Annotated in this window: 19 protein-coding genes; 7 read left to right on the plus strand and 12 right to left on the minus strand. The window is 69.8% G+C overall.

All coding sequences use genetic code 11. The features are described from left to right. Positions 1-172 precede the first annotated feature (172 nt). Positions 173-1,891, plus strand: a complete 1,719-nt coding sequence (locus FKO37_RS25535; protein ID WP_238606025.1) for a glycosyl hydrolase family 18 protein — start codon at positions 173-175, stop codon at positions 1,889-1,891. 82 nt (positions 1,892-1,973) lie between these two features. On the opposite strand, the gene FKO37_RS25540 is transcribed toward FKO37_RS25535, so the two are convergent. The 4 genes from FKO37_RS25540 to FKO37_RS25555 all read right to left on the minus strand — a co-directional run bounded on the left by FKO37_RS25540 (position 1,974) and on the right by FKO37_RS25555 (position 6,295). Further along, on the minus strand, positions 1,974-2,966 hold the full coding sequence (locus tag FKO37_RS25540) for a hypothetical protein (RefSeq protein ID WP_238606026.1): 993 nt from the start codon (positions 2,964-2,966) through the stop codon (positions 1,974-1,976). Positions 2,967-3,012: 46 nt separating this feature from the next. Next, positions 3,013-4,635, minus strand: coding sequence for a KR domain-containing protein (locus FKO37_RS25545; RefSeq protein WP_238606027.1), 1,623 nt, complete (start codon positions 4,633-4,635; stop codon positions 3,013-3,015). 243 nt (positions 4,636-4,878) lie between these two features. Next, entirely contained in the window at positions 4,879-5,478 is a 600-nt protein-coding gene (locus tag FKO37_RS25550) for an AAA family ATPase (protein ID WP_238606028.1), read from the minus strand. Between the two features lie 10 nt (positions 5,479-5,488). Then, a complete protein-coding gene (locus FKO37_RS25555; protein ID WP_238606029.1) occupies positions 5,489-6,295 on the minus strand; it encodes an MBL fold metallo-hydrolase in 807 nt (268 codons plus the stop codon). Between the two features lie 101 nt (positions 6,296-6,396). Here FKO37_RS25555 and FKO37_RS25560 point away from each other — a divergent pair, with 101 nt between their 5' ends. Continuing rightward, complete coding sequence (locus FKO37_RS25560) at positions 6,397-6,831, plus strand: MarR family winged helix-turn-helix transcriptional regulator (RefSeq protein WP_037805929.1); 435 nt, start codon at positions 6,397-6,399, stop codon at positions 6,829-6,831. Here the strand turns inward: FKO37_RS25560 and FKO37_RS25565 are convergent. Next, the gene (locus FKO37_RS25565) at positions 6,755-7,393 is read right to left on the minus strand and encodes a TetR/AcrR family transcriptional regulator (protein ID WP_238606030.1); all 639 of its coding nucleotides are present in this window, start codon (positions 7,391-7,393) and stop codon (positions 6,755-6,757) included. The genes FKO37_RS25560 and FKO37_RS25565 overlap by 77 nt on opposite strands. 92 nt (positions 7,394-7,485) lie before the next feature. Here FKO37_RS25565 and FKO37_RS25570 point away from each other — a divergent pair, with 92 nt between their 5' ends. Further along, positions 7,486-8,547 carry a Gfo/Idh/MocA family protein gene (locus tag FKO37_RS25570; protein WP_238606031.1) on the plus strand — a complete coding sequence of 354 codons (1,062 nt, stop codon included), beginning with the start codon at positions 7,486-7,488 and terminating at the stop codon, positions 8,545-8,547. Between the two features lie 140 nt (positions 8,548-8,687). Here FKO37_RS25570 and FKO37_RS25575 read toward each other — a convergent pair whose 3' ends face one another. Continuing rightward, positions 8,688-9,677, minus strand: a complete 990-nt coding sequence (locus FKO37_RS25575) for a malate dehydrogenase (protein WP_037805932.1) — start codon at positions 9,675-9,677, stop codon at positions 8,688-8,690. Between the two features lie 554 nt (positions 9,678-10,231). On the opposite strand from FKO37_RS25575, the gene FKO37_RS25580 reads away from it, so the two are divergent. Continuing rightward, complete coding sequence (locus tag FKO37_RS25580; protein ID WP_238606032.1) at positions 10,232-10,870, plus strand: DUF4360 domain-containing protein; 639 nt, start codon at positions 10,232-10,234, stop codon at positions 10,868-10,870. A 37-nt stretch (positions 10,871-10,907) separates the two neighbouring features. Here FKO37_RS25580 and FKO37_RS25585 read toward each other — a convergent pair whose 3' ends face one another. After that, positions 10,908-11,345, minus strand: a complete 438-nt coding sequence (locus FKO37_RS25585; protein WP_238606033.1) for a MarR family transcriptional regulator — start codon at positions 11,343-11,345, stop codon at positions 10,908-10,910. A 103-nt stretch (positions 11,346-11,448) separates the two neighbouring features. Between FKO37_RS25585 and FKO37_RS25590 the strand changes: the two genes are divergently transcribed. Then, positions 11,449-11,835: a nuclear transport factor 2 family protein gene (locus FKO37_RS25590; RefSeq protein WP_238606034.1), complete on the plus strand. Its 387-nt coding sequence runs from the start codon at positions 11,449-11,451 to the stop codon at positions 11,833-11,835. 94 nt (positions 11,836-11,929) lie between these two features. Here FKO37_RS25590 and FKO37_RS25595 read toward each other — a convergent pair whose 3' ends face one another. Then, positions 11,930-13,699, minus strand: coding sequence for a protein kinase family protein (locus tag FKO37_RS25595; RefSeq protein WP_238606035.1), 1,770 nt, complete (start codon positions 13,697-13,699; stop codon positions 11,930-11,932). A 127-nt stretch (positions 13,700-13,826) separates the two neighbouring features. Here FKO37_RS25595 and FKO37_RS25600 point away from each other — a divergent pair, with 127 nt between their 5' ends. After that, positions 13,827-14,777, plus strand: coding sequence for an aldo/keto reductase (locus tag FKO37_RS25600; RefSeq protein ID WP_238606036.1), 951 nt, complete (start codon positions 13,827-13,829; stop codon positions 14,775-14,777). 1 nt (position 14,778) lies between these two features. Here FKO37_RS25600 and FKO37_RS25605 read toward each other — a convergent pair whose 3' ends face one another. The 3 genes from FKO37_RS25605 to FKO37_RS25615 are packed head-to-tail and all read right to left on the minus strand — an operon-like array spanning position 14,779 to position 20,398. Further along, positions 14,779-16,866, minus strand: a complete 2,088-nt coding sequence (locus FKO37_RS25605) for an FUSC family protein (RefSeq protein ID WP_238606037.1) — start codon at positions 16,864-16,866, stop codon at positions 14,779-14,781. Further along, on the minus strand, positions 16,863-19,961 hold the full coding sequence (locus tag FKO37_RS25610) for a GH92 family glycosyl hydrolase (protein ID WP_238606038.1): 3,099 nt from the start codon (positions 19,959-19,961) through the stop codon (positions 16,863-16,865). The genes FKO37_RS25605 and FKO37_RS25610 overlap by 4 nt, the downstream gene beginning before the upstream one ends. A 38-nt stretch (positions 19,962-19,999) precedes the next feature. Next, entirely contained in the window at positions 20,000-20,398 is a 399-nt protein-coding gene (locus FKO37_RS25615) for a GNAT family N-acetyltransferase (protein WP_238606039.1), read from the minus strand. A 56-nt stretch (positions 20,399-20,454) separates the two neighbouring features. On the opposite strand from FKO37_RS25615, the gene FKO37_RS25620 reads away from it, so the two are divergent. After that, positions 20,455-20,913, plus strand: coding sequence for a hypothetical protein (locus FKO37_RS25620; RefSeq protein WP_238606040.1), 459 nt, complete (start codon positions 20,455-20,457; stop codon positions 20,911-20,913). A 72-nt stretch (positions 20,914-20,985) separates the two neighbouring features. Here FKO37_RS25620 and FKO37_RS25625 read toward each other — a convergent pair whose 3' ends face one another. Continuing rightward, positions 20,986-25,293 (minus strand): GH92 family glycosyl hydrolase, encoded by a 4,308-nt coding sequence (locus tag FKO37_RS25625; protein WP_238606041.1) that lies wholly within the window; start codon positions 25,291-25,293, stop codon positions 20,986-20,988. Between the last annotated feature and the right edge of the window lie 311 nt (positions 25,294-25,604).

A 25,604-nucleotide genomic window follows, 5' to 3' on the forward strand; every position in this document is an offset into this window, starting at 1 on the left:
ACCACTGACCTCGGGTGGCGCCCGACGATCCGACCCGGCCGTTCGGCCGCATTAGTGGTCTAGACCTTGACGGGTGACTGGTCCAGTCCAATTCTGAGAAGGTTCCGGCCGTGCGCCGCCGCCGCACGGCCCCTTTTTCGGCACTGGAGCCCGCATGCGACGAAGAAGTCACTTGTCACGATTGTCCGCTGTCCTGGCCGCCGCGGCGGCTCCGCTCGGAGTGCTGGTCGCCACCGCGGCGCCCGCGCACGCCGCGACCCCGTTGCCGAACCACGTGTTCGCGCCCTACTTCGAGTCCTGGAACGGCCAGAGCCCGGCCGCGATGGCCCAGGAAGCGGGCGTCAAGCACCTGACGATGGCGTTCCTGCAGACCGCGTCCTCGGGTTCGTGCACCGTCCTCTGGAACGGCGACGCCAGCATGCCGGTGTCGGACTCGACGTTCGGGGCGGATTTCCGCACCATCCGCTCGCGCGGCGGGGACGTGATCCCGTCGTTCGGCGGCTACACCGCGGACCACAACGCCACCGAGATCGCCGACAGCTGCACGAACGTCGACCAGATCGCGGCCGCGTACGAATCGCTGATCACCACCTACGACGTGCCGCGCCTGGACATGGACATCGAGGACAACTCGCTGACCAACTCCGCGGGCATCGACCGCCGGAACAAGGCGATCAAGAAGGTCCAGGACTGGGCCGCGGCCAACGGGCGCCAGCTCCAGATCTCCTACACGCTGCCGACCACGACGAGCGGTCTCACCAGTGCGCTGGACGTGCTGCGGAACGCGGTGTCCAACGGGGCCAAGGTCGACGTGGTCAACCTGATGACCTTCGACTACTACGACAACGCCACGCACAACATGGCCCAGGACACCCAGACGGCGGCGGCCGGGCTGGTCTCGCAGCTGGCGTCGCTGTATCCGGGCAAGACGCAGGAACAGCTGTGGGGGATGGTCGGCATCACCGAGATGCCGGGCATCGACGACTTCGGCGCCGCGGAAACGTTCACCACGGCCGACGCGGTCACCGTCTACAACTGGGCGGTGTCCAAGGGCATCAACATGCTGTCGTTCTGGGCGCTGCAGCGCGACAACGGCACCTGTCCCGGCACCGGCGCACAGGACACCTGCTCCGGCATCCCGCAGGACAAGTGGTACTTCAGCCACACGTTCGCCCCGTTCACCGGCGGAACTCCGGTGCCGGGCAACGACTTCTCGGTGACCGCGAGCCCGGCCTCGGCTTCGGTCGACCCGGGCGGTTCGGCCGCCGGCAAGGTGACCACCGCGGTGACTTCCGGTACGGCGCAACAGGTTTCGCTTTCGGTGAGCGGCGCGCCCGGCGGCGTGACCGCGTCGGTCAGCCCGACGACGGTCAAGGCGGGGGAGAGCGCGAACCTGTCGATCACCACGACCGCCGCGACTCAGCCGGGCGTCTACCCGCTGACGATCACCGGCTCGGTCGCGGGCGGCGGCAGCCACACCGCGACGTACACGTTGACGGTCAACGGAACGAGCCCGACCGGCAGCGTCGTCAACGGCAACTTCGAAACGGGAGCGCTCAGCCCGTGGAGCGGCGGGACGATCGTGTCCTCGCCGGTGCACTCCGGCAGCCACGCACTGCAGGTGTCGCCGACGGCGTCGACCACCGGGGAAGCGACGCAGAACCTGACGCTCGCGCCGAACCACGCGTACACCCTGACCGCGTGGGTCCAGGGCGGCTACGCCTACGCCGGCGTCCGCGGGGGAGCGACGGCCAGCTCGTGGACCGCCAACTCCAGCTGGACCAAGCTGACCATCCCGTTCACGACCGGCGCGTCCGGCGCAGTGACCTTGTACGTCCACGGCTGGTACGGCCAGAGCGCGATCTACGCGGACGACATCTCCGTCGCCTGATTAGTGTATAACGACCTATACAGCCGGGCGCTGAGCGAAAAAATCTGCCCAGCGCCCGGCTTGCGTTTCAAGGAAAAACCGCTCACGAGAGAGCCGAGATCAATCCGCGGTACAGCCAGTACATCGGCTTCGGGGCGTAGTCGTCGGTGAGGACGCCGAAGTTGTCGAACGGGCTGGGGGAGCCGGTGACGTCGTCGCGCAGGGCGAACATCTCGTAGCTGGCGACGTTTTCCGTGACCCGATCCTGGTTGACCGCCAGGATTTCCGTGGTCAGCGCGCGGGCCTGGCCGGCTGGCGTGCGCTGGGCGGTGTGGGTCGCCCAGCCGTTCTCCGACACGCGGATCGGCACGTCGCGGCCGAGGCCGGCGATGGGCATCTCCTGGGTGCGGACGGTGTGCAGGGTCTGGTGGACGAACCCGGCCAGGTCGGGCACCGGCGGGATGCCCGGCAGCCCGGCGTCGGGGTAGAGGTCGACGCCGACGAAGCCGACCGAGCGGCTGAACTCCGCTCCGCCCAGTTGGGCGAGGTGCTGCCAGAACTGCGTGAACGGCTGGGTGTAGGCGACCTCGTCGAACCCGATCTGCAGCCGCTCGAACCCATCCCGGTCGGCTGCCTTCTTGCCGGTGATGACGCCTTGGACGAGCGCGGTGTCGCCGTTCGGCTGGGGCACCACGTTCTGCTCGAGGGTGACCGAGATGGTGTCGGCGATCGGACCGTAGCGGTGCACCGTCTTGTCCACACAGGCCTGCCATTCCGGCATGCTCTCGCCGGAGTAGCTGAGCACGACGTCGAGGCGGCGGCCCGGGGCGAGGTACTGCATTTCGTCGTCGGGGAAGGCGCTGCCGCAGCCGAGGTAATCGCGGAGCAGGAACGGCCGGTGCCCGGATTGCAGCTGTGCCAACGCTTTCCGCACCTCGGCCGGATTGTCGGGTTTGCCCGTGGTGGACCCGCCGCCCGCGTAACCGCCCGGGTAGATGCCGAAGGTGAGCGGCATCGGCGCGGCGTCGGCGACGGTCGGGACGAGCATGGCGAGTCCGGCGGTGAGGGCGGCGGCTGCGAGCCGGAGTTTCTTCATGGCACTGAGTATTGGGCTTCTCCGCGCGCGGACCCGATGACGGATGTCATCTTCCGGCCGGGACACTCGTCAGCAGTGCGGGGAAGGGGTCCAGGGGCGGGCGGATTTCTTCGGCGGGTGAAGCGCCGGGGCCGAGCAGGACCGGTTCGTCGCTGCCGAGCGCGGCGTCGAAGACGGCCGGGTCCCATCTGCCCCACGCGATCGACACCGCGGGCAGCCCGTTCACGCGTCGGTGGGTGGCGAGGGCGTCGAGGAACCGGTTCGCGGCGGCGTAGCTCGCGCCGGATTCGCCGAAGGTTCCGGCGAGCGACGAGAAGAGTACGAACGCTGACAGCGGCAGGTGTTTGGTCGCTTCGTGGAGGACCCAGGCGGAGTCGGCTTTGGCGCGCAGGAGCGGGTCGGGGCATTCGGGGGTTCGCGCGGCCGCGAAGGGGTCGTCGAAGACCGCGGCGCAGTGGATGACGGCGGTCAGCGGCGGATTGCAGGACGCGATGAGACTTTCGACCTGACCCGGGTCGGCGGCGTCGATGGCGGCGATGCGGACGTCCGCGTCGAGATCGGTCGGGCGGCGTTCGGCGGCGGGGCCGCTGCGGCTGGCAAGCACCAGGTGCCGGACGCCGTGCTCGGCGACGAGATGCTCGGCCAGCAAGGTGCCGATCCGGCCGGTGCCGCCGGTGACGAGGACGGTGCCGGACGGGTCGATCGGCCGGGCGGCGGAAGGGGCAGCGGGTGCGACCCGGAAGGCGTGCGGGACGCCGTCGCGGATGGCGAGCCGGGGTTCGGTGTTGCCGCCGACGAGGTCGAGGATGTCGGCGGCGGGGGTCGGCCGGTCGAGGTCGACGGCGGTGACCTTGGCGGCGTTGAGGAGGCCCCAGGCGGCGGCGCTCACGAGATCGGGATCCGGTCCGGTGGCGTTGGTCGTGACGACGAGCCGATCCTCGCGGGGGCGCAGGGCGTCCAGCGTGAGGGAGTGGATGTCGTTGCTGGCGGGGATTTCGAGGATTTCCGCTTCGCCGGGCCGCGCTGGGACGGGGACCCAGCGGGGGCGATACAGCAGGGTTTCGGCGGGCAGGTCTACTCGTCGCGCGCCGCTCCCGGCGAAGACCTCGGTCCAGGCGACGGGGATGCCTGCGGTGTGCAGCCGGGCGAGTTCGGCGAACAGTTCCCGAACGGAGGACGGCGTGAGGTCCAGGACGAGGCTGGTGTCGTCCCAGGGCCTTCGGGTTACGCGGGCGACGGCTTCCGGGCGGAGGCCCCACGAGTCCAGCAGGCAGCACAGTGCGGCCTGGAAAGCGAAGAGCCAGTCCTGGTAGTCGCCCAACATCGTGTCGAAGGTGTCGGCGAAGAGCGGAAATCGTTGCGAGAACTCGGTTTCTCGGCCCGGGGCGAGTTTGCTGCCGCGGGAGACGAACGTCAGCCGGGGACGCTCCAGCACGGGCTCGCCGGGCGTCTGGCCGCTCGCGACCGCTTCGAGAGCGGTGCGGTCGCCGGCTGGGATGTGGACGCGGAGCGCGCGCGGGGGCCGGGTCGCGAGGAAGTAGGCGAGGTCGAGGTCGGACGCCGTGCTGTCGACGAGGCCCGCGGCGAGGGCGCGCAGGGCAACGCCGTCGCTCGCGCTGAGCAGCCAGGGCGGCGTGGGGAAGTCCGTGCGGGCAACGGGTTCGGGCATGGGAGTCTCTTCCGGAAGGACCTGCGCGGATCGGGGAGTGCGGAAACCGGGCCGTTGACGGGCGCTCGCTGCGGACTGGTCTGTCGCTCGTCGTCGAGAATCAGGAATGCGCCGGAATCAGCTGCGATTTCCGCGGCGGCGATGCGCGCGGCGACACCGGGTCCGGTGCGCGCGGTCCGCCCGGAAAACGGCGGCCGGACCGCGTCGGCTCTGTGTCCTGGCACTCCTCGACATATACCGCGCTCAGGCCGGGCCGGGCGGCAGGCTTCCCGTTTGGTCCCCGTTCCGTGCACTCGGTACTTCCGCCGCTGCTCGGCGGGCAACGATTTCCGCGACCCTCGCGTACGTTTCGTCCGGGTCGAGGTGTTCGGTGTCCAGCACTGTGCACTGTGGACGGAGCGGAAGATACTCCGCGACGTGGTCGTGGATGCGGTCGAGCGCGCCCGGACCGCCCAGTTCGGCCATCGCGTCGGCGGCTGCGTGCTCGCCGCGCGCGGCGAACCGGGCCTTCGCCTGCGGCCGGGGCGCGGCGAGCACGATCTCGACGTACTCGCCGCCGGCCGCGCGGGCCGCCTCCTCGAACCGCTCGGCCTGCTCGACGCGGGCCACCAGCTGTGGCATGACGACGTCGTGCCCGGACCGCAGATGCGTTTCCGCCATGGCGAGCGCGAGCCGGCGCGCGGCGGGAAGCGTGTCCCGCAACGCGGTCCGCCAGCCGCCGATCATCATGATCACCTGGTCGGCGTCGAGATCGAGCACTCCCGGGTGGAGATCGGCGTAGCGCCGCGCGACGGTGGATTTCCCGATGCCGGACGGGCCGTTGAGGTGGATCAGCCGGGCCATCCACCCGACCTTAGCGGTCGAGCGGCTGCCAGCGGCCGTCGCGGACGCGCCCGAAGACGACGTCGGCGAAGTGGTTCCCGAAGCCGATCGTGCCGGGCTCGGCCAGTTCCGCGACGAGCTTCCGGCGGTGGCTCGCGGCCTCGACCGGATCGTGGTCGTAGACGCAGGACCAGTCCGGGTTTTCGATCTGGATCGGCGAATGGACGGCGTCGCCGAAAGCGATCAGCCGTTGGCCGCCGTCGGTGATGACGTACTCGGCGTGTCCCGGCGTGTGCCCGGCGGCGAAGCGTACCTGGACGCCGGGAAGTACTTCCTGTCCGTCCGAGATCGTCCGGACCTGCGGTGCCATCGCATCGCTCTCGCGCTGTGCCCACTCCGGTTCGGTGACCAGATATTCGGCGTGCGCGAACGCGGGCTGCAGTGCCCAGCCGATGTGGTCGGAGTGCAAGTGCGTGAGCGCCACGGCCTCGACGTCTTCCGGTTTGCGCCCGAGCGCGGCCAGGTTGTCGAGCAGCGCACCGCCGTACAGCACGCCGTTCGGCGCGCCTGGCTCAGCAGGCACCGTCTGCGGGCCGAACCCGGCGTCGATCAGCAACGCCCGGCCATCGCGTTCTACCAGCAGTCCGCCGATGCTCGCGACGAGGTAGCCGTCGTCGTCCAGGTACTCCGGATGCGCGGACCAGGTCTCGGCGGTGCTGGCGGGCAGCCATAGCCGCGGATTCCCTTGCACCGCCCCGTCCGGCACGTAGGACACCTTCGTCTCGCCCAGGTGGATTGTGCGGCTCTGCGCGGGCCTGCGCAGTCGGTCGTCGAGCACGGTCTTGTTCCCTTCCCTCGGTCTACTCCGACCATAAGCATCAAGCTAGAAACATTCAAGCTCTAAATATGCTGGCTTGATGGAGTTGGTAGGATGGGCTCATGACGGAATCCCGGGCGGTCGCCGAACGCGAACTGTGCGGTCTGGTGAACGGGCTGGCGCAGCAGATCGCCGACCACGTCCGCGAGCGCGCGGTGACGCTGGGGCTGACCGCCCCGCAGGCCACCGCGCTGCGCGAGCTGACCGGCCCGATGACGATGCGCGAGCTGGCCGAGCGGATGAGCTGCGAACCGTCGAACGCCACGTTCGTCGTCGACAAGCTGGAAAAACAGGGGCTGATCGAGCGGCGCGCGCATCCGACCGACCGGCGCGCCAGGCATCTCGTCCTCACCGAGGACGGCACGGCGCTGCGCGAGCGGCTGCTCGAACTGCTCACCCGGGATTCGCCGCTGGCCGGGCTCAGTCCGCAGGAGCAGCGGGTGCTGCAGGGCCTGCTGGAGCAGGCGATCGTGCCGGGCGCAGGCCGTCGAGGATGATGCGGAGGTTCCGCCGCCACTGGTCGTCGCCCGGGACGAGGCCGATCGTGTGGTCCGGCGGGATCGCGGTGGCGAGCGCGAACGGGACGTCCCGCCAGTCGAGGTCGGCGCGGAGGGCGCCGGCCTGTTGCGCCCGCTCGACCAGCTGTCGCACCGCCCGCTGCAGCCGGGTGATCCGTTCCTCCAGGTCGAGGCGTTCGCCGCGGCCGGAGAGGGCGTCGTGCAGTCCGCAGCTGGCCGCGCGGAGTTGGACGTAGGTTTCGGCGAATTCAGCGAATCCCTGCCATGGATCGGGGGAGTCGAGTACGCGCGCGGCGCGGTCGGTCATCTCGTCGATGGTGTCGGTGAGGATGGCGGCGAGGAGCGCGTCCAACGACGGCACGCGCCGATACAGCGTGCCTAGGCCGACGCCCGCGCGCTGTGCGATGTCGCGGGTCGTGACCGCGAGTCCTAGCTCGTCGAGCGCTTCGCGGGTCGCTGCCACCAACCGCTCGACGTTGCGCTGCGCGTCCGCGCGCGGTCGGCCTTGGGCGAGCAGCGCTGCGACGGCGGAGTCCGGCATTCCCGCAGTCTAAACCAAGCGGGTCACTCTGTTCCGCTTCTGGTAGCTTGGCAGAACCGGAACAACGTGACCCGTTTAGTGGAGGTGGGGACTTGACCAAGCCGATCGGCGTCGGAATCCTCGGCGCGAACCCGGATCGGGGCTGGGCCGCGCGGGCGCACATTCCCGCCATCGCCGCGTCGCCCAGCTTCTCGCTTGCTGCCGTCGCCACCACGCGCACCAGCAGCGCGGAAGAGGCGCGCGCCCGGTTCGGTGCGCGGCATGCCTTTACTGACGCGCGGAGTCTCGCCGAGCACCCTGACGTCGACCTGGTGGTCGTCACAGTGAAGGTGCCCGCGCACGTTGAGTTGGTGACGGCTGCGCTTGAGGCAGGCAAGCATGTCTACTGCGAGTGGCCGTTGGCGACGACCGCGGACGAAGCCGCCGCGCTGGCTGCGGCGGGGGAGCGGGCCGGAGTGCACACGGCGGTGGGTCTGCAAGCGCGGTTCTCGCCGACCGTCCGCCGGGCTCGCGAAATGGTCGGGGAGATCGGCGAGGTGCAGTCCGCGACCGTCTACAGTTCGCGCAGCAAGGGAAACACTCGCGACGTTCCCGGTTGGACTGCTTACACCTACGACCGCGGCAGCGGTGCCGGGCTGGTCGAAGTCCTCGGCGGGCACACGCTCGGTCTGGTGCAGTACCTGCTCGGGCCGATCCGCGAGCTGACCGCCCGGACCGCGATCCGGAACGGCTCGCATCGCGTCGCCGAAACGGGGGAGCCGATCGACGTCACGGCGCCGGATCACTTCCTCGCGCACGCCGAACTCGACGGCGGGGCAGTGGTGTCCGTCCACCTGCACGACGGGGAAGCCACGATGCCCCGGACGCGGATCGAGATCGCGGGCACCGAAGGAAATCTTGCGCTGACATCCGCGCCGGAGACCGATCCGTGGGCCGCGCAGCTGCAGATCGGTGGGCTGGAGCTGCGATTGTTCCGCCCTGGCAGTCCGGAATGGACGGTGGTCCCGGTGCGCGATCCCAGCGAATTGCCCGTCCAGGCGGCGAATGTAGGCCGGGTCTACGACCACCTGGCCGCGGACCTCCGCGACGGGACGCACACGGTGCCCGACTTCGCCACCGCCCGCCGACTCCACGAACTCCTCTCAACTGTATAACGACCTATACGGCAGGCGATCAAAAAACGACCAAGCCCGCGAGATACCCGTGCGTCCCGCACCTCCAAAACAACTGCACAGGACGCGAAAACGAACGATGGCCGCCCCGAAACCGGGGCGGCCATCGCGGAAAACGAACCTCAGATCAGGCCCAGCTTGCGGACCGCGTCGCGCTCCTCGGCCAGTTCGGCCACGGAGGCGTCGATGCGCGGGCGGGAGAACTCGTCGATCTCCAGGCCCTGCACGATCTCGTACTTGCCGTCCTTCGCGGTGACCGGGAAGGAGGAGATGAGGCCCTCCGGGACGCCGTAGGAGCCGTCGGAGACGACGCCGGCCGAGGTCCAGTCGCCCTCGGGGGTGCCGTTGACCCAGGTGTAGACGTGGTCGATCGCGGCCGACGCGGCGGAGGCGGCCGAGGAGAGGCCGCGGGCCTCGATGATCGCGGCGCCGCGCTTGGCGACGGTCGGGATGAAGGTGTCGGCGAGCCACGCCTCGTCGTTGATGGTCTCGGCGACGTTCTTGCCGTTGACCTCGGCGTGCTGCACCGACGGGTACTGGGTGGCCGAGTGGTTGCCCCAGATCGCGACCTTCTTCAGGTCGGTCACGGCCACGTTCAGCTTCTTGGCCAGTTGGGCCAGCGCGCGGTTGTGGTCGAGGCGGGTCATCGCGGTGAAGCGCTCGGCGGGCACGTCGGGGGCGTGCGACTGGGCGATGAGCGCGTTGGTGTTGGCCGGGTTGCCGACCACGAGCACCTTGATGTCGTCGGCCGCGCCCGCGTTGATCGCCTCGCCCTGGGGCTTGAAGATGCCGCCGTTGGCCTCGAGCAGGTCGCCGCGCTCCATGCCCTTGCTGCGCGGGCGGGCGCCGACCAGGAGGCCGATGTTCGCGCCGGAGAAGGCCTGCTTCGGGTCGTCGAAGATGTCGATGCCGGCGAGCAGCGGGAACGCGCCGTCGTCCAGCTCCATCGCGGTGCCCTCAGCCGCCTTGACCGCCTGGGGGATCTCCAGGAGCCGCAGCTTCACCGGGGTGTCGGCGCCGAGCAGCTGACCGGACGCGATGCGGAACAGCAGCGCGTAGCCGATCTGGCCGGCCGCACCGGTGACGGTGACGTTGACAGGGGCTTGGGTCATTGCGCTTCTCCAGCTTGAGACGACTTTGGCTAGTACCGAGGATGCTAGCCCTACCGGCGGGCGTCGTCCGGGTGCGTCCAGTCACGGTAGCCAGGATCACGTTCGCGTCCCGGGCGATCCGCCTTAAGTCGTGGGGCGAAGGGCGTAACTCGAGATCACGATCGAGTTGCGGGCGCGCGCGGTCGCGACGGGCGTGCGGGAGCGGAGATTCGGGTCGGACGGCGACGGGCGGGGCGGTCCGCCGAATCGCCCCGGGAAGAGCGGGTCGGCGAGGTAGCGGGTGCGACACCCGAACTGTCCTGAATGCCCCGGTTTCCGCGGTCTTTTTCGCCGAATTGTCCGGACCTGCTGGGGCAGCAGGTGCTGCGTCGTTTATTTTTGAATCATTTTTGTTGATTCGTCAATTGTCCATAATAGCTTTTGTCAACGGCTTGTGAACACGTTACTGTGCACAGCTAAGCAACGGCGTTGCTCCATTCAGTGGGACTAGCCGCACAGTTGTTGCGCTACCCTGTCGAAACCCCCACCCACCCGGAAGTAATGGGAAGGAACCCATGCTTGCCACGATGGCCGCTGCTCTTTTGGCGCTTTCTTCGACAATTACCCCGCAGTCTTGGCCGCAGAATCCGCCGCCGGACAAAATTATCATCGACGTGGCGACCGTGAACGGGACCGGCTGCCCGCCGGACACGGCCGCGGTTTCGGTTTCCGCGGACAACACCGCGTTCACCGTCACCTACAGCCAATACACCGCGCAGGTCGGCGTCGGCGCGCAGCCGACGGACTTCCGGAAGAACTGCCAGATCGGCCTCCGCGTGCACGTGCCGCAGGGGTTCACCTACGGGATCGCCTCGGCGGACTACCGCGGGTTCGGGCACCTGGAAAACGGCGCGTACGGCGTGGAGCGCGCGAACTACTATTTCCAGGGGAACTCGCCGACCGCGTACGCGACGCATCGGCTCGACGGGTTCTACGACAATGACTGGCAATTCTCGGATTCGACCGACATCGACGCGATTATCTACGAACCGTGCGGGCAGGAGCGGAACCTGAACATCAATACGGAATTGCGGGCGTATGCCGGCACTTCGGATCCGGCGAAGACGACGAGCTTCCTGACGATGGACTCGACGGACGGCAGCGTCCAGACGGTTTACCACTTCGCCTGGAAGACCTGCCCGGAAACCCGGTAACTGCGGGACGCGGACCCGTGAGCGCTTCCTCGGGCGCTCACGGGTCCGGCTGCGCGACGTTTTCCGCGAGCCTGCCCAGCAATGCGGCCAGGGTCGCGATTTCGTCGTCGGTGAACCCGCGGCGCATCCGCTTGTCGTGCGCGATCGCGGCGTCGGCGAGGCGGTGGAAGGTGCGTTCGCCGTAGTCGGTCAGCTCGACCTGGTGCACGCGCCGGTTTTCCGGGTCGCGGGTGCGGGTGAGCAGGCCGGCGGTTTCCATGCCGTTGAGGTGGTGGGTGAGCGTCGCGCCCTGGATGCCGACGGCGTCGGCGAGTTCGCGCTGGCTCGCGTGCTGTCGGGTTTTGAGCGCGATGAGGATCTGCCAGACCGGCTGCGATCCGCCGACCTCGGCGAGCGCGCGGTCGAACGCCTGGCCCGCGGTCTTGGCGGTGCGGGCGAGGAGAACGCCGAGCGGCGGGGTGGCGGGTCGGGGCACGGAGAGGACGGTACCGCAGGTTCGTCGAACTCTAACCGTTTGACGACGAACGATTCGATATCTAACGTTTGTGGTGTCTCATCGATCGGCACTGGAGGACACTATGGATGCTGCGGAGATCTCCGACCTGGGCAAACGCTGGGCGGCCGCCGAGGTCGCGGGCGACACAGACACCTTGAGCGGCCTGGTCGCCGACGGCTTCCGGCTCGTCGGACCGCTCGGATTCGTGCTCGACCGGCGGCAGTGGCTGGACCGCTACGAGTCGGGCGCGCTGGCGACGCAGCGCCTCGACTGGCGCGACGTCGAGGTGCGCGTCCACGGCGACACGGCGATCGCGATCGGCGTACACGACCAGGAAGCGACCCATCAGGGCAACCGCGTGGACGGCACCTTCCGGGCGACCCACGTGCTGGTGCGCGGCGAGGACGGCTGGCGGATCGCGGGGATGCACCTCAGCCCGATGGGCGCGCCGCCCGCTTTCGCCCGCTGACCCGGGGCGACGGACCGTGTGGCTCGGAGTGCCGCCTAGTCCAACGGCGTCGGGTCCAAGTACCGAGGGCTCCGTCGCGGCATGTGGTGCGGGGTCAGGGTTTGCGCCACAGGTGCACGGTCGTGTCCGCTGTCGAGCCGGTAGTGGTGGCGATGGTTTTCCGGTCCGGGCTGACCGCGAAGCTGAGGATTCCGGGGAGACTGGCGCCGTCCTGTTGGCCGTCGAGGTCCCGGACCGTGACGGTTCCCGCCGCGAGCGCGAGGAGGTGCTGCTCGTCCAGCCCGGCTGAAGCCATGAAGACGTAGGCTTCCCTCATTTCCCCGTAGGCAGGAGCCGGCGCCAGGGAAAACGCCGGGCGCAGCTGCTCGTGCGTGGCGGTGTCCCACTGCCGCACCTGCGGCGGTGCACCGGCTCCGGCGCTGGTGGTGATCAACGTCCGGCCGTCCGGCCGGAAGGCGAGGCAGCAGATCGGCTCGGACTCGGAGAAGACGATCGGTTTTCCCGCTGTCTTGAGCGAAGCTGTGTCCCACAGGTCGAGCTGACTGGTGTGGGCGGAGTGGCCGTCCCACTGGTAGACGGCGAGGGTGCGTCCGTCGGGGCTGAATGCCGAGACCCGGAAGGCGGCTGGCGTGTCGATGCTGCCGATGCGGGTGCGGTCGGCGACGCGCCACAGGTCGGTCCTGCGCGGGGAGGCCATCGGCACCGCCGCGACGCTGCCGTCGGGGCTGAGCTCGGGCCAGGCGCCGCCGCGGTCGATGTTCTCGAGCACGAGGGGTTCGCCGATTTCCCGGCCGGTTCGCGAGTCCCAGGTGCGCGCCGTGAACTGGTTGTCTTTGACCTGCGCGGTGGCCAGGGTGATGCCGTCGGAGCGGAAGGTCATGCCGGGCAAGCCGGTTTCGGGGAAGGGGCCGATGCGCGGGCCGACCGGTTTGCGGGTCACGACGTCCAGGACGTCGATGGTGAAGTCGGCGTTCGCCGTCGCGAGGAGCCGGCCGTCGTGGTTGAACGTGACGTACTGCGGATGTCCGCGCGCGACGAGGAAGCCGGATTCGGTGAGCGGCGACGGGGGTGCGGGCGGGGGTGCGGGCGGGTCCGGCCACGCGATCCAAGCGGCGAGTCCGGCGATCACCAGGGCGAGCGCGCTGATCAGGTTCCGCCGACGCGGGGCGGCACGTCGCGGGGGCGGCGGGGTGTCGGAGACTTGGTAGATCACCGAGTCGTCCAGCGGCATGTGCTGGCCGTCGAGGAACTGGGCGAGTTCGGCGGTTCGTTCGGCGACGAGTTTCTCGACGGCGGGCGGCCACGGGTCTGCGGACGGCCTGAGCGCTTCGAGCAATTCGGCGGCGGTGGGCCGGTCGGCGGGGTTTTCCGCGAGGCATGGGCGGAGTGCTTCGGGAAGCGCGGACTTCGCGGCGAGAAGGGTGCCGAGCGCGAAGACGTCGTCGGCTGGGTCGTCGCCGGTCGCGCGGGCGATGAGCCTCGCTCCGCTGCTGGTGAGCCGGATGTGGGACGGCGTCAGCTTCCCGTGCGCGAGCCCGGCGCTGTGGAGCCGGGTCAGGTCGGCCGCGATTCCGGCGGCCAGCCGGAGCACCGCGGGTTCGGGCAGTGCGTCGGGTACGTCCCGCAGTGAGGGGCCGGGCACGAATTCTTGTGCCCACCAAGGTGTGGACGCGTCCGGGTCGGCCTCGAGCACCGCGCTCAACGCCGCGGCTTCGGCGGACTGCCGGGGCGCCAGCGTGAGCGCGACCAGACGGTCGTCCGGTCCGCTGCCGAGCAGGACCCGGGTGGTCTCGTCCCGGGCCAGTTCCGCGAGCACTCGGTACTGACCCAGCCAGAGCGGGTCGTCGACCGCCGGTCTTCTCATCAGCTGCCTCCCCGGAAAGCTGTGCGAGAAGATCGATCCTGCCAGGTTTGCGGGCGGGCGAGGTACGAGCGGGCAGAATCGCTCGCTGGCACGGGCATCGGCGGGCGGGGAGTGCTTGAATGCGATCATGGTCGCACTTCGCACACTGGGCTCATCCGACCTCGCCGTCTCCCCGCTGTGTCTCGGCGGGAACGTGTTCGGCTGGACCGCCGGCGAACCGGCGTCGTTCGCGGTGCTGGACGCCTACGCCGAGGCGGGCGGGAACTTCGTCGACACGGCCGATTCGTACATGTACCAGTTCCCGGGCAACGAGCCGGGACAGTCCGAGACCATCCTCGGCAAGTGGCTCGCCTCGCGGCGGAACCGGGACGACGTGGTCGTGGCGACGAAGGTCGGGGACCATCCGGAGTTCAAGGGGCTCGCGCCGGCGAACGTCAAGGCCGCGGCCGAGGAGTCGTTGCGGCGGCTGGGGATCGAGCGGATCGACCTGTACTACACGCATTTCGACGACGAATCGGTTCCGGTCGCGGACATCGTCACTGCGCTGGACGAGCTGGTGAAGGAAGGCAAGGTCCGCGCGATCGCGGCGTCGAACATCAGCCCGGAGCGGCTGGCCGAGTCGCTGGAGTTCTCCGACCGCGAGGGGCTGGCGAAGTACGTGGCGTTGCAGCCGAAGTACAACCTCGTCGCGCGGGACGAGTACGAGAGCGAGCGGCGGGGGATCGTGCAGCGGCACGGGGTGGCCTGCGTGCCGTATTTCGGTCTGGCGTCGGGGTTCCTGACCGGCAAGTACCGTCCGGGCCAGCAGGTGGACAACATCCGCAACCTGCCGGGGCTCGCCGGGGGTTACGCGGACACCGAGCACGGCGTGAAGGTGCTCGCGGCGCTGGAGGAGGTCGCGAAGGCGCGCGGCGCGGAGATGGCGACAGTCGCGCTGGCCTGGCTCGCGCAGCAGCCGACGGTGGCCGCGCCGATCGCGTCCGCGCGCACGGTCGAGCAGGTGCCCGCGCTGGTCGCGATGCACGACGTGGAGCTGAGCGACGACGAGCTGCGGATCCTCGACGCCGCCTCCGCGTAGGTCAGCTGTGCCGCGGCGGGTCCTGCGCGCCGACGCCGAGCACGCGGCCCAGCGCGATCAAGCCCTCGTCGAGGTGGCTCAGGCTGGACAGCACGGCGCGGGTCTCGGCCTCGTCGATCCGGTCGGCGACCGGGGTGCCGTCGTCGCGGACGAGCTTGCGCGGCCGCGTGCCGCCGGGGTTGCTGACCGCCTCGTGCACGAGGTCGACGTTCGCGATGATCCGGCCGGCGAACTGGTCCAGCCGTTCCGAGACCGGGCCGGCGAGCTGGCCTGGCTGCGCGCGGGCGGCCACGTGCCGGGCGCGGAAGGCGATGCCCTCCAACGTGGTCAGCACGTGCCAGCCGTAGTCGCGGCGGGCGCTGCGCAGGTTGATCGGGTGGGTGAGCGGTTCGATGGTCAGCCGCACCTGTTCGACCGCGCGGTCGAGGTCGCGGGACATTTCGATGATGTTCACGTTCTCCCGGCCGGAGAGCAGGGTCGCGGCTGACTCGATGAACTCGTGCAGTTCGTCGAGCGCGATCGCGATGTCGTCCAGCATCACCGCGCGCGTGCGGACCGGCAGCACCACCACGGCGGCGAGCAGCCCGCACGCCGCGCCGACCGCGGTTTCGGCGACCCGGATCCACAGCACCTCGATGCTGAACGTGCCGAGCAGGCTGTAGAGCAAGCCGAGCATGCTGGTCACGAAGAACGCCATCAGGAACTGCGAAACCCGCGCGGTGTAGACCATGCCGAACACGCAGACCAGCAGCAGCGCGAGGATCGCCGGGGTGTTCCCGCTGACCAGCAGCGCCAGCGCGACGCCGCCGACGATGCCCAGCAGGGTCCCTCCGGTGCGGCGCATGCCTTTCACGAACCGCGCGCCCGCGCTGGAGGTGCCGATGAACACGACGAACACCGTCAGCACCGCCCAGTACCAGCGCTGCGGCGAGATCAGCTGCCCGGCCAGCACGGCGAGCCCGCCGCCGAGCACGGCCTGGATCGCGCCGCGGGTCTGGTTGTCGTAGGCGAACGCCTTGGTCGGTTCGTCGTCCTCGTCCTCCCCGACGGAGAAGTCCACTTCGGACTGCAGGCTGGCGATCCGCTGCGCTCGGTCGTCCGCGACGGCCAGTTCGGCGATCGCGCGGCGGACGCCGTCGCCGGGGTGCGCGCGTTCGTCGATCCGGCTGCCTTCCACGAGCATCCGGCTGTACTCGCCGGTCTCGCTGATCAGCGGCAGGTCGCGCGGGTCGCGTTCCATCAGCGACCGGAACCGGGACAGCCGGGCCACGAGATCGTCCGCGACACCCTCGGGCAGCGGCTGCGAGCAGGTCCGGCGCACGGTGATCACCAGCCACTGCACGGCCAGTTCGACCTCGATCACCCGGCGGCGCAGCTGGTCGGCGCGGCGGTCGTCGACCACGTCGGGAGCGTGGTCCTCGATCAGCAGGACCACCTCGTGCAGCCGCTCCACCGACGTGCGGATCTGCCGGTCGCTGCGGTCCGAGCCGCCGGACGAGATGTACGCCTCGGTCGCCCGCACCGCCGCGCCGAGCCGGGCCCGGAACGCCTGCCGGTAGCGGATCAGCTCGCTTTCGGCGTTGCGGCGCAAGAGAAGGAACCGCACGACGGCGTTCGCCGCGACCCCGATCGCCAGCGCGAGCAGCAGGTGCGGCACCTGCGCGAGGTGCGCCTGCAGGAACATCGGGAAGAAGAACAAGAAGAACGCCATCGACCCGAGCGCGATGCCGCGGGCGCCGAACCGCTGCACGTACACCGCGACGAAGATCAGCAGCACGAACACGACGCTGTCCGCGGGCGCGTACGCGGAGCCGAAGCACGCGGCGGTGATCGACGCGGCCCCGACCACGAGCGCGAGCAGCAGCGTGACGGCCTGGCCGCCGCTGGTGGCGTCGTTGACGGTGAACGCGCTCATCATCGCCGCGATGGCCGCGACGAGCGTCGTGGTGAGCGGGAAATGCAGCGGCAGCATCGCGAGGACCGCGATGACGATGCCGAGCACCGCGGACGCGGCGAGCCGCAGCCGGACGAGCCCGGGGTCGGCCGCCGCCAGCCGGTCGAGGAAGGCGTTGCGCACGTCGGTGATCATCGGGCGAGCAGCTCCCACTGGGCGAGGGCGACGTGCCGCCGGGTCGAGGCGCGGACCCGCAGCCGGTAGTGCCGGCACGCGGCGGGTTCGGCGAGCACGAACGGCCGGATCTGGCGCCGCCACCGGAACACCTCGCCGGAGCGTTCGTCCAGGGCCCGCCACTGGCGCCCGTCGTCGGAGCCTTCGAGCACCCAGTCCTTCGGATCGCCCGCGCGGCTGCCGGAGGTGAGCGTGTAGAGGACGACCTCGCGCGGCTCGCCTTCGACGGCGAACGCGATGGTCGGCCTGGGCGTGCGGAAGACGGCTTGGGTGCGGCTGGTGTTGTCCGCCAGAACGCCGTGGACAGTGCGGACGGCGAGGTCGCGCAGCGGCGCGGGGGCGGCCGGGGCGACCGGCTCCGTGCCCCAGTCGCCGGGTTCGGCGCGGACGTCGAACTCCAGCACGGCGCCGCGCGCGAGGACCGCGTGCGCGAGGGTGGCCGAAGGGTGCGGTTCGCCGTCGACAGTCAGGCCGTGCACGTACGGCGTGTCGGCCGCGCTGTCGGCGGTCGCGGCGCGGGGTGCTCGGATCACCAGGTCCTTTCCGTTGTCGAGGTGCACGGTGGCGGAGCGGAACAGCGGCGCGCACGCCGCGTACCGCGGGCTGCCGACGGCCAGCGGGTAGAGACCGAGGGCGGTGAAGACATACCAGGCCGACATTTCGCCGTTGTCCTCGTCCCCGGGATAGCCCTGGCCGAGCTCGCTGCCGACGTACAGCCGGCGCAGCACCTCGCGGACGGTCCGCTGCAGTTTCCCCTGCGCCCCGGCGAAGGCGTAGACGAACGGGATGTGGTGCGAGGGCTGGTTGGAATGCCCGTATTGGCCCATCCGCACGTCGCGGGCCTCGGTCATCTCGTGGATCCGGCCGCCCTGGCCGGTTTCCGGGAGCCGGAAGAACTCGTCGAGTTTCGCCTCGAGACCCGCCGGGCCGCCGTGGAGCGCGGCGAGACCGGGACCGTCGTGCGGCACGGAGAACGCGGTGTTCCAGGCGTTGGTCTCCACGTAGTCCGGGCCCCACGCCGTGGGGTCGAATCCTTCGGCCGCGTGCCGCCAGCCGCCGTCGAGGGTGCGGCCCTGGAAGAAGCCGGTCCGCGCGTCGAAGTGGTTGGCGTAGTGCTGGGCGCGCTGGCGGAAGTAGACGGCGTTGTCGGCGAACCGGCGGGCCCGCGCGCCGCTGCTTTCCCGGGCGAGCGCGTCGGACAGGTTGGCGAGGCCGAAGTCGTTGAGACAGCCTTCGAGCGCCCAGGACAGGCCGCCGCGCGTCGAGGTCGGCGTGTAGCCGAGGAACGGGGAGCGGTCGAGACCCTTGCGGCCCACGCCTTTGCGCGGCGGGGCGACGGTGGCGTTCTTGAGCGCGGCGTCGTAGGCGGCCTCGACGTCGAAGTTCGTGACGCCCTTCAGGTACGCGTCGGCGAACGCGACGTCGGAGCTGGTGCCGGTCATCAGGTCGGCGTAGCCGGGGGAGGACCAGCGGGCGATCCAGCCGCCTTCGCGGTACTGCTGCACGAAACCGTCGATCATCCGGCCGCACTGGCGCGGCGCGAGCAGCGCGTACGCGGGCCAGGCGGTGCGGTAGGTATCCCAGAAGCCGTTGTTGACGTACAACTCGCCGTCGACGACTTTCGCGCCGGTGCGCCGCCGCGTGCTCGGCCGGAAGCTCCGCACGACCGGGCTCGCGTGCCGGATGCCGCGCGGCGTGTTCTCGTGCGCGACGTTCGGATACAGGAACAGGCGGTAGAGACACGAGTAGAAAGTGGTGAGCTCGTCCTTGGACGCGCCCTCCAGCTCGACCCGGCCGAGCACCTCCTGCCAGCGTTCCCGCGCCCGGTCCCGGACCTGGTCGAACGTCGTGCCCGCCGGGATTTCCAGCGCCAGATTGCGTTTCGCCTGCGCCAGGCTGATCAGCGACGTCGCGATCCGCAGCGTCACCTCGGGCTCGGCGAACTCCAGGCTGCCGGTCACCGTCCGCCAGAACGGCCGCCGGATCCGCCCGCCGCCCGACGGCCGCTGGTCAGCTTCGGCGTAGACGAACATCCGCCGCGCGCCGGTCGACAGCCCGCTCCGCACCCACGTGTGCCCGGTGACGATCCCGCGCTCGGCGTCGATCCGGACACCGCCGCGGTTGCGGGCGTTGTCGAACAGCACCCAGCCGCGTTCGGCCGGGAACGCGAACCGGAACATCGCCGCGTGCTCGGCCGGCGCGACCTCGGCGGTGATGCCGCCGCGGAACCGGACGCGGTAATGGTGCGGCCGGTCGGTCTCGTCGTCGTGGCTGAACGCCAGCGAACGCCGCCCGCGGTCCGGCTCGACCGGTCCGGAGCCGGGCATGAGGTGGAAGGTGTGCCGGTCGCCCATCCACGGACTCGGCTGGTGGCTGAGCCCGAACGCCTGCAGCCGCGGCTCGTTCCGCTCGTCGTTGTGCCGGTGGTAGGAGTAGAACCAGTTCAGCGCCCGCGCGTCGGTGACCGGGGTCCAGAAGTTGAACCCGTGCGGGACCGCGGTGGCCGGGAAGGTGTTGCCGCGCGAGAACTCGTTGCTGGAATGCGTGCCGCGCGTCGTGCGAACCCAGTCGACTGGATCTTTGCGCTCCGGCGGATACTCGGCGATCCGGACGTCGTCCAGCCAGCCCGTTCCGTCGCCGTCGAACGCGGTCGTCAGCAGGATCCGCCGCACCCGCCGTCCGGCGAACGCGTTCAGCGGACGGCGCACCAGGTTCCACTGGTCGACGTAGAGCGCTTTCTCGTCGGGGGAGAACCCTGCGCGGCTGCCGTCGTCGAACTCGACATCGAGCGCGACCCGCGTGCTGCGGTAACTCGGCACCGGACCGTCGGAGGCGGGGAAGACCACATACGACAGTGCACTGTGGTCAGTGACCGGAATGTCCACCTCGAACAACACGGCCGGCGGCCCGGCCCGGTAGCGCAAGGCTTTCGCCCCGGTGAACCCCACGCCGGTCTTCGCGGTCGGCGACTGCCCCGGCCCGCTGTCCACCCGCGCCCCCGCGACCGGCTGCGGATCGCCCGCTTCGAACGAGGAGAAGAACGCAGCCGTGGTCACGCCCCCACGGTAATCGCTCCCGCACCGGCCGTGCCGGATCAGCTCGCGGTGAGCCGGATCAACCCCGCGTCAGTGGAGGTGAACCCGCAGGCATCGAAGTAGAACGGGCGCAGGCGCGGTTCGAAGTCGACGTGCAGCCACTCGCAGCCCGCGTCCCTCGCGGCATCCCGCGCCCGGCGGACGAGTTCGGTGCCGATGCCGCGGTGCTGCCAGTCCGCGTGCACCTTCGGGTCGAGGAGGAACGCGTGGTCGGCGCCGTCCCAGGCCAGGTTCGCGAAGCCGACCAGCTGATCGCCGTCGTGAGCGCTGACCCAGCCGAGACTGTGCTGCCTCGCTCGGTCCCACCAGCCGGGTTCCGCGTCTCCGCCGTGCGCTTCGGTGAGAGCGACGAGCTGCGCGTCGGCGAGGTCGGCTCGCCAGGCGTAGGTGATCTCCATGACGCGACGCTCCCACGGCTTCGGGCGGGCGAGCCACCGAATAAGCTGGTGCGGCGATGAAACACGTCAGGGTGGAAGCGACCGGGACGGGCAACTACCTCGACCCCCAGGCGTATCTCCGGCTGCTGCCCGCGCTCTCGCCCGAGCTCCCGCCCGGCGCCCGGGCGTTCGCCGCCGACCCGGACCACTACGACTTCCCCGGCAAGAGGTGCGTCAAAGACCTCGTGCTCGACACCCTCCTGCGCGGAACCACGGACGGCGAGGACTGGCTGCAACTCGGCTTCCGCCACAACTGCTGGAAACACGATGAAGACCTGAGCATCCGCTACGCGGACCTCCGCACCCTCACCCACGACCCGGCCGACTGGACCGGCTTCGGCGCGGTCACCCTGGACGAGATCCTGCCCCACGACCACGGCTGCAGTCACGAGATCGGCTTCCTCGCCGGATCGCTCACCGTCGTCAGCCGCGACCTGACCGCGGCCTGGACCGAAGCCGACTGCCCGGACAAGTAGCCGGACGCGCCGCAGGCCAGGCGCCCGGAACGGATCCGGGCGACCTGGCCTGCGACTGGGGAAATCAGCCGATCACAACTGCGCGCACTGCCCGGCGGACGGGCCGCGGACGGTGTTGGCGAGGTCGTGGTCGGTCGGGGCGGGGGAGTTGCCCGTGCAGGCCAGCGGCCCGCCCACGGTGCTGCTCGTGATCAGCGGCCCCTGGTTCCCGGTCAGGTTCACCGGGCCCGAGATGTCGGTCAGCTCGATCGATACCGGACCCGTGCTGCCGGTGATCGACACCGGACCGGCCACCTTCGTCCGGTTCAGCACGACCTGCGCCGCGCCGGCCGCCGCGAGCGGGCCGGTGATCTGGCCGCCGCGCACGATCAGCGAAGCGCCGCGCGCCACGTTCACCGGACCCGACACCGTCGCGCCGTTCAAGCACACCACGCCGCTCGACACGGTCAGCGGGCCGTTCTGCACACCCGTCAGCGTCTTGGTGCACGACGCGTCCGGACGGCCCAGCAGCTCGAACTCCGCCAGCGTCGCCGGACCGCCGGTGGTCGCGGTGACCTCCAGCCGGTAGTAGGCGTAATGCGCCGGGTTCTTCACCGCGAACGCCCGGGTCTGCTGCCGCCACTGGAACGACTGGTCGGTCTGCTGATCGGCGACCGTCCAGTTCTTCCCGTCGTACGAACCCTTCAGCGTCCAGCTCTTCGCGTCGCCCGCCCCGGTGCCGGAGGTGAGCGTGTAGTGCGTGACCGCCTCGTCGGTCGACTTCAGCTGGTACTGCACCGCACCGGTCACCTTCGCCTGCGTGCGCGAGGTGTTGTCCAGCAACGCCGACGCGTCCGAACCGTCCGAAGTGGACAGCGTGCCCAGCCCCGGCCCGGTCTCGTCGTGCAGCGGCGTCGGCGCCGCGTCGCCCGTGGTGATCGACTTCGGCGCGTCGCCCGCGCCGGTGCCCCACGTCGACGGGTTCGGGCCCATGTCGAAGTCGAGCGTGGCGCCGTGCGCGAGCACGTCGTGCGGCAGCGAGGTCGACGTCCAGTTCTTCCCGTTGACCTTCAGGCCCTGGACGTAGACGTTCTTCGCCGAGTTCTTCGGCGCGTTGATCACCAGGTCCCCGCCGGGCAGGTGCACGGTCGCCTTGGTGAACAGCGGCGACCCGATCGCGTAATCCGGGCTGCCCATCTGCAGCGGGTAGAAGCCCAGCGAGCTGAACACGTACCACGCGGACATCTCGCCGTTGTCCTCGTCGCCCGCGTAGCCCTGGCCCAATTCGCTGCCGGTGTACAGCCGCGACACCGCTTCGCGCACCTTCGCCTGCGTCTTCGCCGGCTGGCCCGCGTAGTCGTACATGTAGAGGATGTGGTGCGAAGGCTGGTTGGAGTGGCCGTACTGGCCCATCCGCACGTCCCGCGCCTCCCGCATCTCGTGGATCACGCCGCCGTAGCTGCCCGGGAAATTCGCCGTCTCCTGGTCGGCGAAGAACTGGTCGAGCTTGGCGCCCAGCTTGTCCTTACCGCCGTAGAGATTCGCCAGCCCCTGCCCGTCCTGCGGCACGGTGAAGGCCATGTTCCAGCCGTCGGTCTCGGTGTAGTCCCCGCCCCACTGGCGCGGGTCGTAATCGGCCTTGGCCTTCGTGAACTTCCCGCTCGCGTCCTTGCCCTGGAAGAACCCGGTGCTCGGGTCGAACAGGTTCACGTACTGCTGCGCCCGGCTGGTGAAGTACTGGTAGTTCTCCAGGTACTCCGCCTTGCGCGGATCGTTCGCCGCGGCCTGGTCGTACAGCTTCTTCGACAGGTTCGCGATGCCGAAGTCGTTGACGTAGCCCTCGATCGCCCACGAGAAGCCCTCGCCGGTCGAATTCGGCGTGTACCCGAGGAAAATCGACTGGTCCAGACCCTTGCGGCCGACCGCCGAGTTCGGCGGCGTCACCGTCGCGTTCTTCAGCGCCGCGTCATAGGCCGCCTTGACGTCGAAGTTCGTCACGCCCTTCTGGTAGGCGTCGGCGAACGCGACATCCGAGCTCGTCCCGGTCATCAGGTCCGCGTAACCGGGGGAGGACCAGCGCGCGATCCAGCCGCCGTCGCGGTACTGCTGCACGAAACCGTCCACCATCTTGCCCGCCATGTCCGGCGTGAGCAGCGAATACGCCGGCCACGTCGTGCGGTAGGTGTCCCAGAACCCGTTGTTCACATACGTCTGCCCGTCGACGACCTTCGACCCGGTCTGCGTCGCGGTGTCCGGGCCCGCCTTCGGCGAAACCGGGCTCGCATACCGGTACTTCGGCGCCTCCTTCGTGCCGACGTTCTCGAAACCCTCGTTCGGGTACAGGAACAGCCGGTACAGGTTGGAATACAACGTCTCCAGCTGGTCCTTCGACGCGCCCTCGACCTCGATCACGCCGAGCTGCTTGTCCCACGCCCGCTGAGCCGCGTCCCGCACCGAGTCGAACCCGGCGTTCGGGGCGATCTCCTGCTCCAGGTTCTTCTTCGCCTGGTCCACGCTGATCAGCGACGTCGCGATCCGCATCGTCACCGTCTTGTCCGCGCCCGCGTCGAACCGCAGATAGCCGGTCACGTTGTCGCGGTTCTGCCCGGTCAGCTTGCCGCCGGTCGTGACGGGCTTGTCGAACGTCGCGTAGACGAACATCCGCCCGGCGCCCGCCGACAGCCCGCTCTTCGCGTCGGAATACCCGCTGAGCGTGCCGTGCGCCGGGTCGAGCGTGAGCCCGCCGGAGTTGTTGACGTTGTCGAAGATCAGGCTGGAATCAGCGCCCGGGAAGGAGAACCGCATCATCGCCGCGTGATCGGTCGGCGCGATCTCGGTCTTGATCCCGTTCTGGAACGTGACGCCGTAGTAATGCGCCCGCGCCACCTCGTTGTCGTGCGCGAACGGCAGCGCCCGCTTGTCGCGGTTCGCGTCCGGCACCCCGCTCGCCGCCGACGGCATCACCTGGAAACTCTGCCGGTCGCCCATCCACGGGCTCGGCTCGTGGCTCACGCTGAACGCCTGCAGCTGCGGGAGATTGTCCGCGTTGTTCTGCGAATGGTAGTTGTACAGCCAGCTCGCCGAACCCGCGTCGGTCACCGGCGTCCAGAAGTTGAAGCCGTGCGGCACCGCGGTCGCCGGGAAGTTGTTGCCGCGCGAGAACGTGCCGTTCGCCATGGTGCCGCGAGTGGTGAGCACGTTGTCGCTGGGCCGAGTGCTGGCCGGGGGAGTCGGCGTCGCCGAGATTTTCAGGTCGTCCAGCCAGCCCGCGAACTGCGCCGGCCCGTCCGGGTTGTCGTAGCCGATCGCGATCCGGTCGATCGTCTTGCCCGCCGCGACCCGCCCGATCGCCGACCGCACCAGGTTCCACTGGTTCGCGTAGAGGACCTTGCTCGCGCCCTGGCCCTCCGGCGTCAGCGGGAACCCGTACTGGTCGGTCGCGCCGAGATCGCGCAGATGCGTGCCGTCGGTGAAGTCGAGGTCGACCGCGACGTTCGTGCTCGGGTACTTCAGATCGCCCTCGACGAACTGCGGCTGCACCTTGTACGACAGCTCGCTCGTCTCCGTCACCGGGAGATCGACGTCGTAGACCTTGTTGTAGGAATACCCGTGCCCGGCCTTGGGCTGGCTGCCGGAGTACCGGAACGCCTTCTTGCCGGTGAACCCGACCCGGTTCTTGTTCGTGTAGCCCTGGCTCGGGCCCGAATCCACGACGCTGCGCATGTTCGGCAACGGCGGCGGGGCCGGATCGTCGTTGGCCAGCAGCAGCTCCGAGAACTGCATGATGTCGTCGCCGTTGTTGCGCGTGACATCCAGCCGGTAATAGCGGTACGCGTCGCTCGGCGCGGACAGCTTGTAGTCGTTCTGCTGGAACCGCTTGTCGAACGACTGGCCCGCCTGCTTGTCCAGATCGGTCCACTGCTGGCCGTCGTTCGAACCGCGCAGCGTCCAGTCCCGCGGATCGCGGCCGGGCGCGTCGTTCGCCGAGGACACCGCGTAATGCGTGATCTTCGTCGGCTCCGACAGCGTGAACGTCACCGACGCGGTCGGATCCCACGACAGCCACTTCGTGCCGGTGCTGCCGTCGATCAGGTTCGCGGCGACCTCGCCGCCGCCGGTGTTCTCGCTGGTAGCGCTGATGTCGGTGACCTTGCCCCGGATGTCGCCGGGGATCGCGGTCCCGTTCGCGCCGTCCACACCCGAAGCCCGCGGCTTCCCGGCGGCATCGGTGTCGACAGCGTCCTGGATCGGTTGCGGGTCGTTCGGCTCGAACGAAGAAACGAAGTCCGGCGGGGCGGCCTCGCCCGGCGCGGCACCGGCCGCGGCGGGCAGGACGACCAAGCCCGCAGCCGCCACCGCCGCGACGAGCACGGCATGCAACGGTCTGGCGCTTCGGGGCATCATTGCTCCCAGTTCGTCAGGGGATCGGGGGCCCGGGACTTCGCGAAATCCCGGGGTGCCGGAAGCTCAACGCGCGGGTGACATCGATGTCAAGGCCGCCCCGCAAACCTGACCGGAAACGGACAACCCTTCCCGGCTCCGCTACGGCAACCGGGTGTCGGCCCGGCCCCGGGGCACCCCGATGCGACAACCGGACGCTCGCCCCGCCCGGGCCGCGCCGCTACGGCAAACGGGGTGTCCGCCCGGGCGGAACCGCCCCGACGCGGCGTTCGGGTGACCACCCCGCCCCTCCCGGCCCCGATGCGGCATGG

Origin of the sequence: Amycolatopsis sp. Poz14 (assembly GCF_006704225.1) — a bacterium.
Classification (GTDB): domain Bacteria; phylum Actinomycetota; class Actinomycetes; order Mycobacteriales; family Pseudonocardiaceae; genus Amycolatopsis; species Amycolatopsis nivea.

What these genes read in the sequence shown, in the direction of transcription:
- FKO37_RS25625 (WP_238606041.1), bottom strand. Translation starts at nt 25,293, where the DNA reads ATGCCCCGAAGCGCCAGACCGTTGCATGCCGTGCTCGTCGCGGCGGTG.
- FKO37_RS25575 (WP_037805932.1), bottom strand. Translation starts at nt 9,677, where the DNA reads ATGACCCAAGCCCCTGTCAACGTCACCGTCACCGGTGCGGCCGGCCAG.
- FKO37_RS25580 (WP_238606032.1), top strand. Translation starts at nt 10,232, where the DNA reads ATGCTTGCCACGATGGCCGCTGCTCTTTTGGCGCTTTCTTCGACAATT.
- FKO37_RS25545 (WP_238606027.1), bottom strand. Translation starts at nt 4,635, where the DNA reads ATGCCCGAACCCGTTGCCCGCACGGACTTCCCCACGCCGCCCTGGCTG.
- FKO37_RS25620 (WP_238606040.1), top strand. Translation starts at nt 20,455, where the DNA reads ATGAAACACGTCAGGGTGGAAGCGACCGGGACGGGCAACTACCTCGAC.
- FKO37_RS25615 (WP_238606039.1), bottom strand. Translation starts at nt 20,398, where the DNA reads ATGGAGATCACCTACGCCTGGCGAGCCGACCTCGCCGACGCGCAGCTC.
- FKO37_RS25600 (WP_238606036.1), top strand. Translation starts at nt 13,827, where the DNA reads ATGGTCGCACTTCGCACACTGGGCTCATCCGACCTCGCCGTCTCCCCG.
- FKO37_RS25565 (WP_238606030.1), bottom strand. Translation starts at nt 7,393, where the DNA reads ATGCCGGACTCCGCCGTCGCAGCGCTGCTCGCCCAAGGCCGACCGCGC.
- FKO37_RS25540 (WP_238606026.1), bottom strand. Translation starts at nt 2,966, where the DNA reads ATGAAGAAACTCCGGCTCGCAGCCGCCGCCCTCACCGCCGGACTCGCC.
- FKO37_RS25595 (WP_238606035.1), bottom strand. Translation starts at nt 13,699, where the DNA reads ATGAGAAGACCGGCGGTCGACGACCCGCTCTGGCTGGGTCAGTACCGA.
- FKO37_RS25560 (WP_037805929.1), top strand. Translation starts at nt 6,397, where the DNA reads ATGACGGAATCCCGGGCGGTCGCCGAACGCGAACTGTGCGGTCTGGTG.
- FKO37_RS25590 (WP_238606034.1), top strand. Translation starts at nt 11,449, where the DNA reads ATGGATGCTGCGGAGATCTCCGACCTGGGCAAACGCTGGGCGGCCGCC.
- FKO37_RS25605 (WP_238606037.1), bottom strand. Translation starts at nt 16,866, where the DNA reads ATGATCACCGACGTGCGCAACGCCTTCCTCGACCGGCTGGCGGCGGCC.
- FKO37_RS25550 (WP_238606028.1), bottom strand. Translation starts at nt 5,478, where the DNA reads ATGGCCCGGCTGATCCACCTCAACGGCCCGTCCGGCATCGGGAAATCC.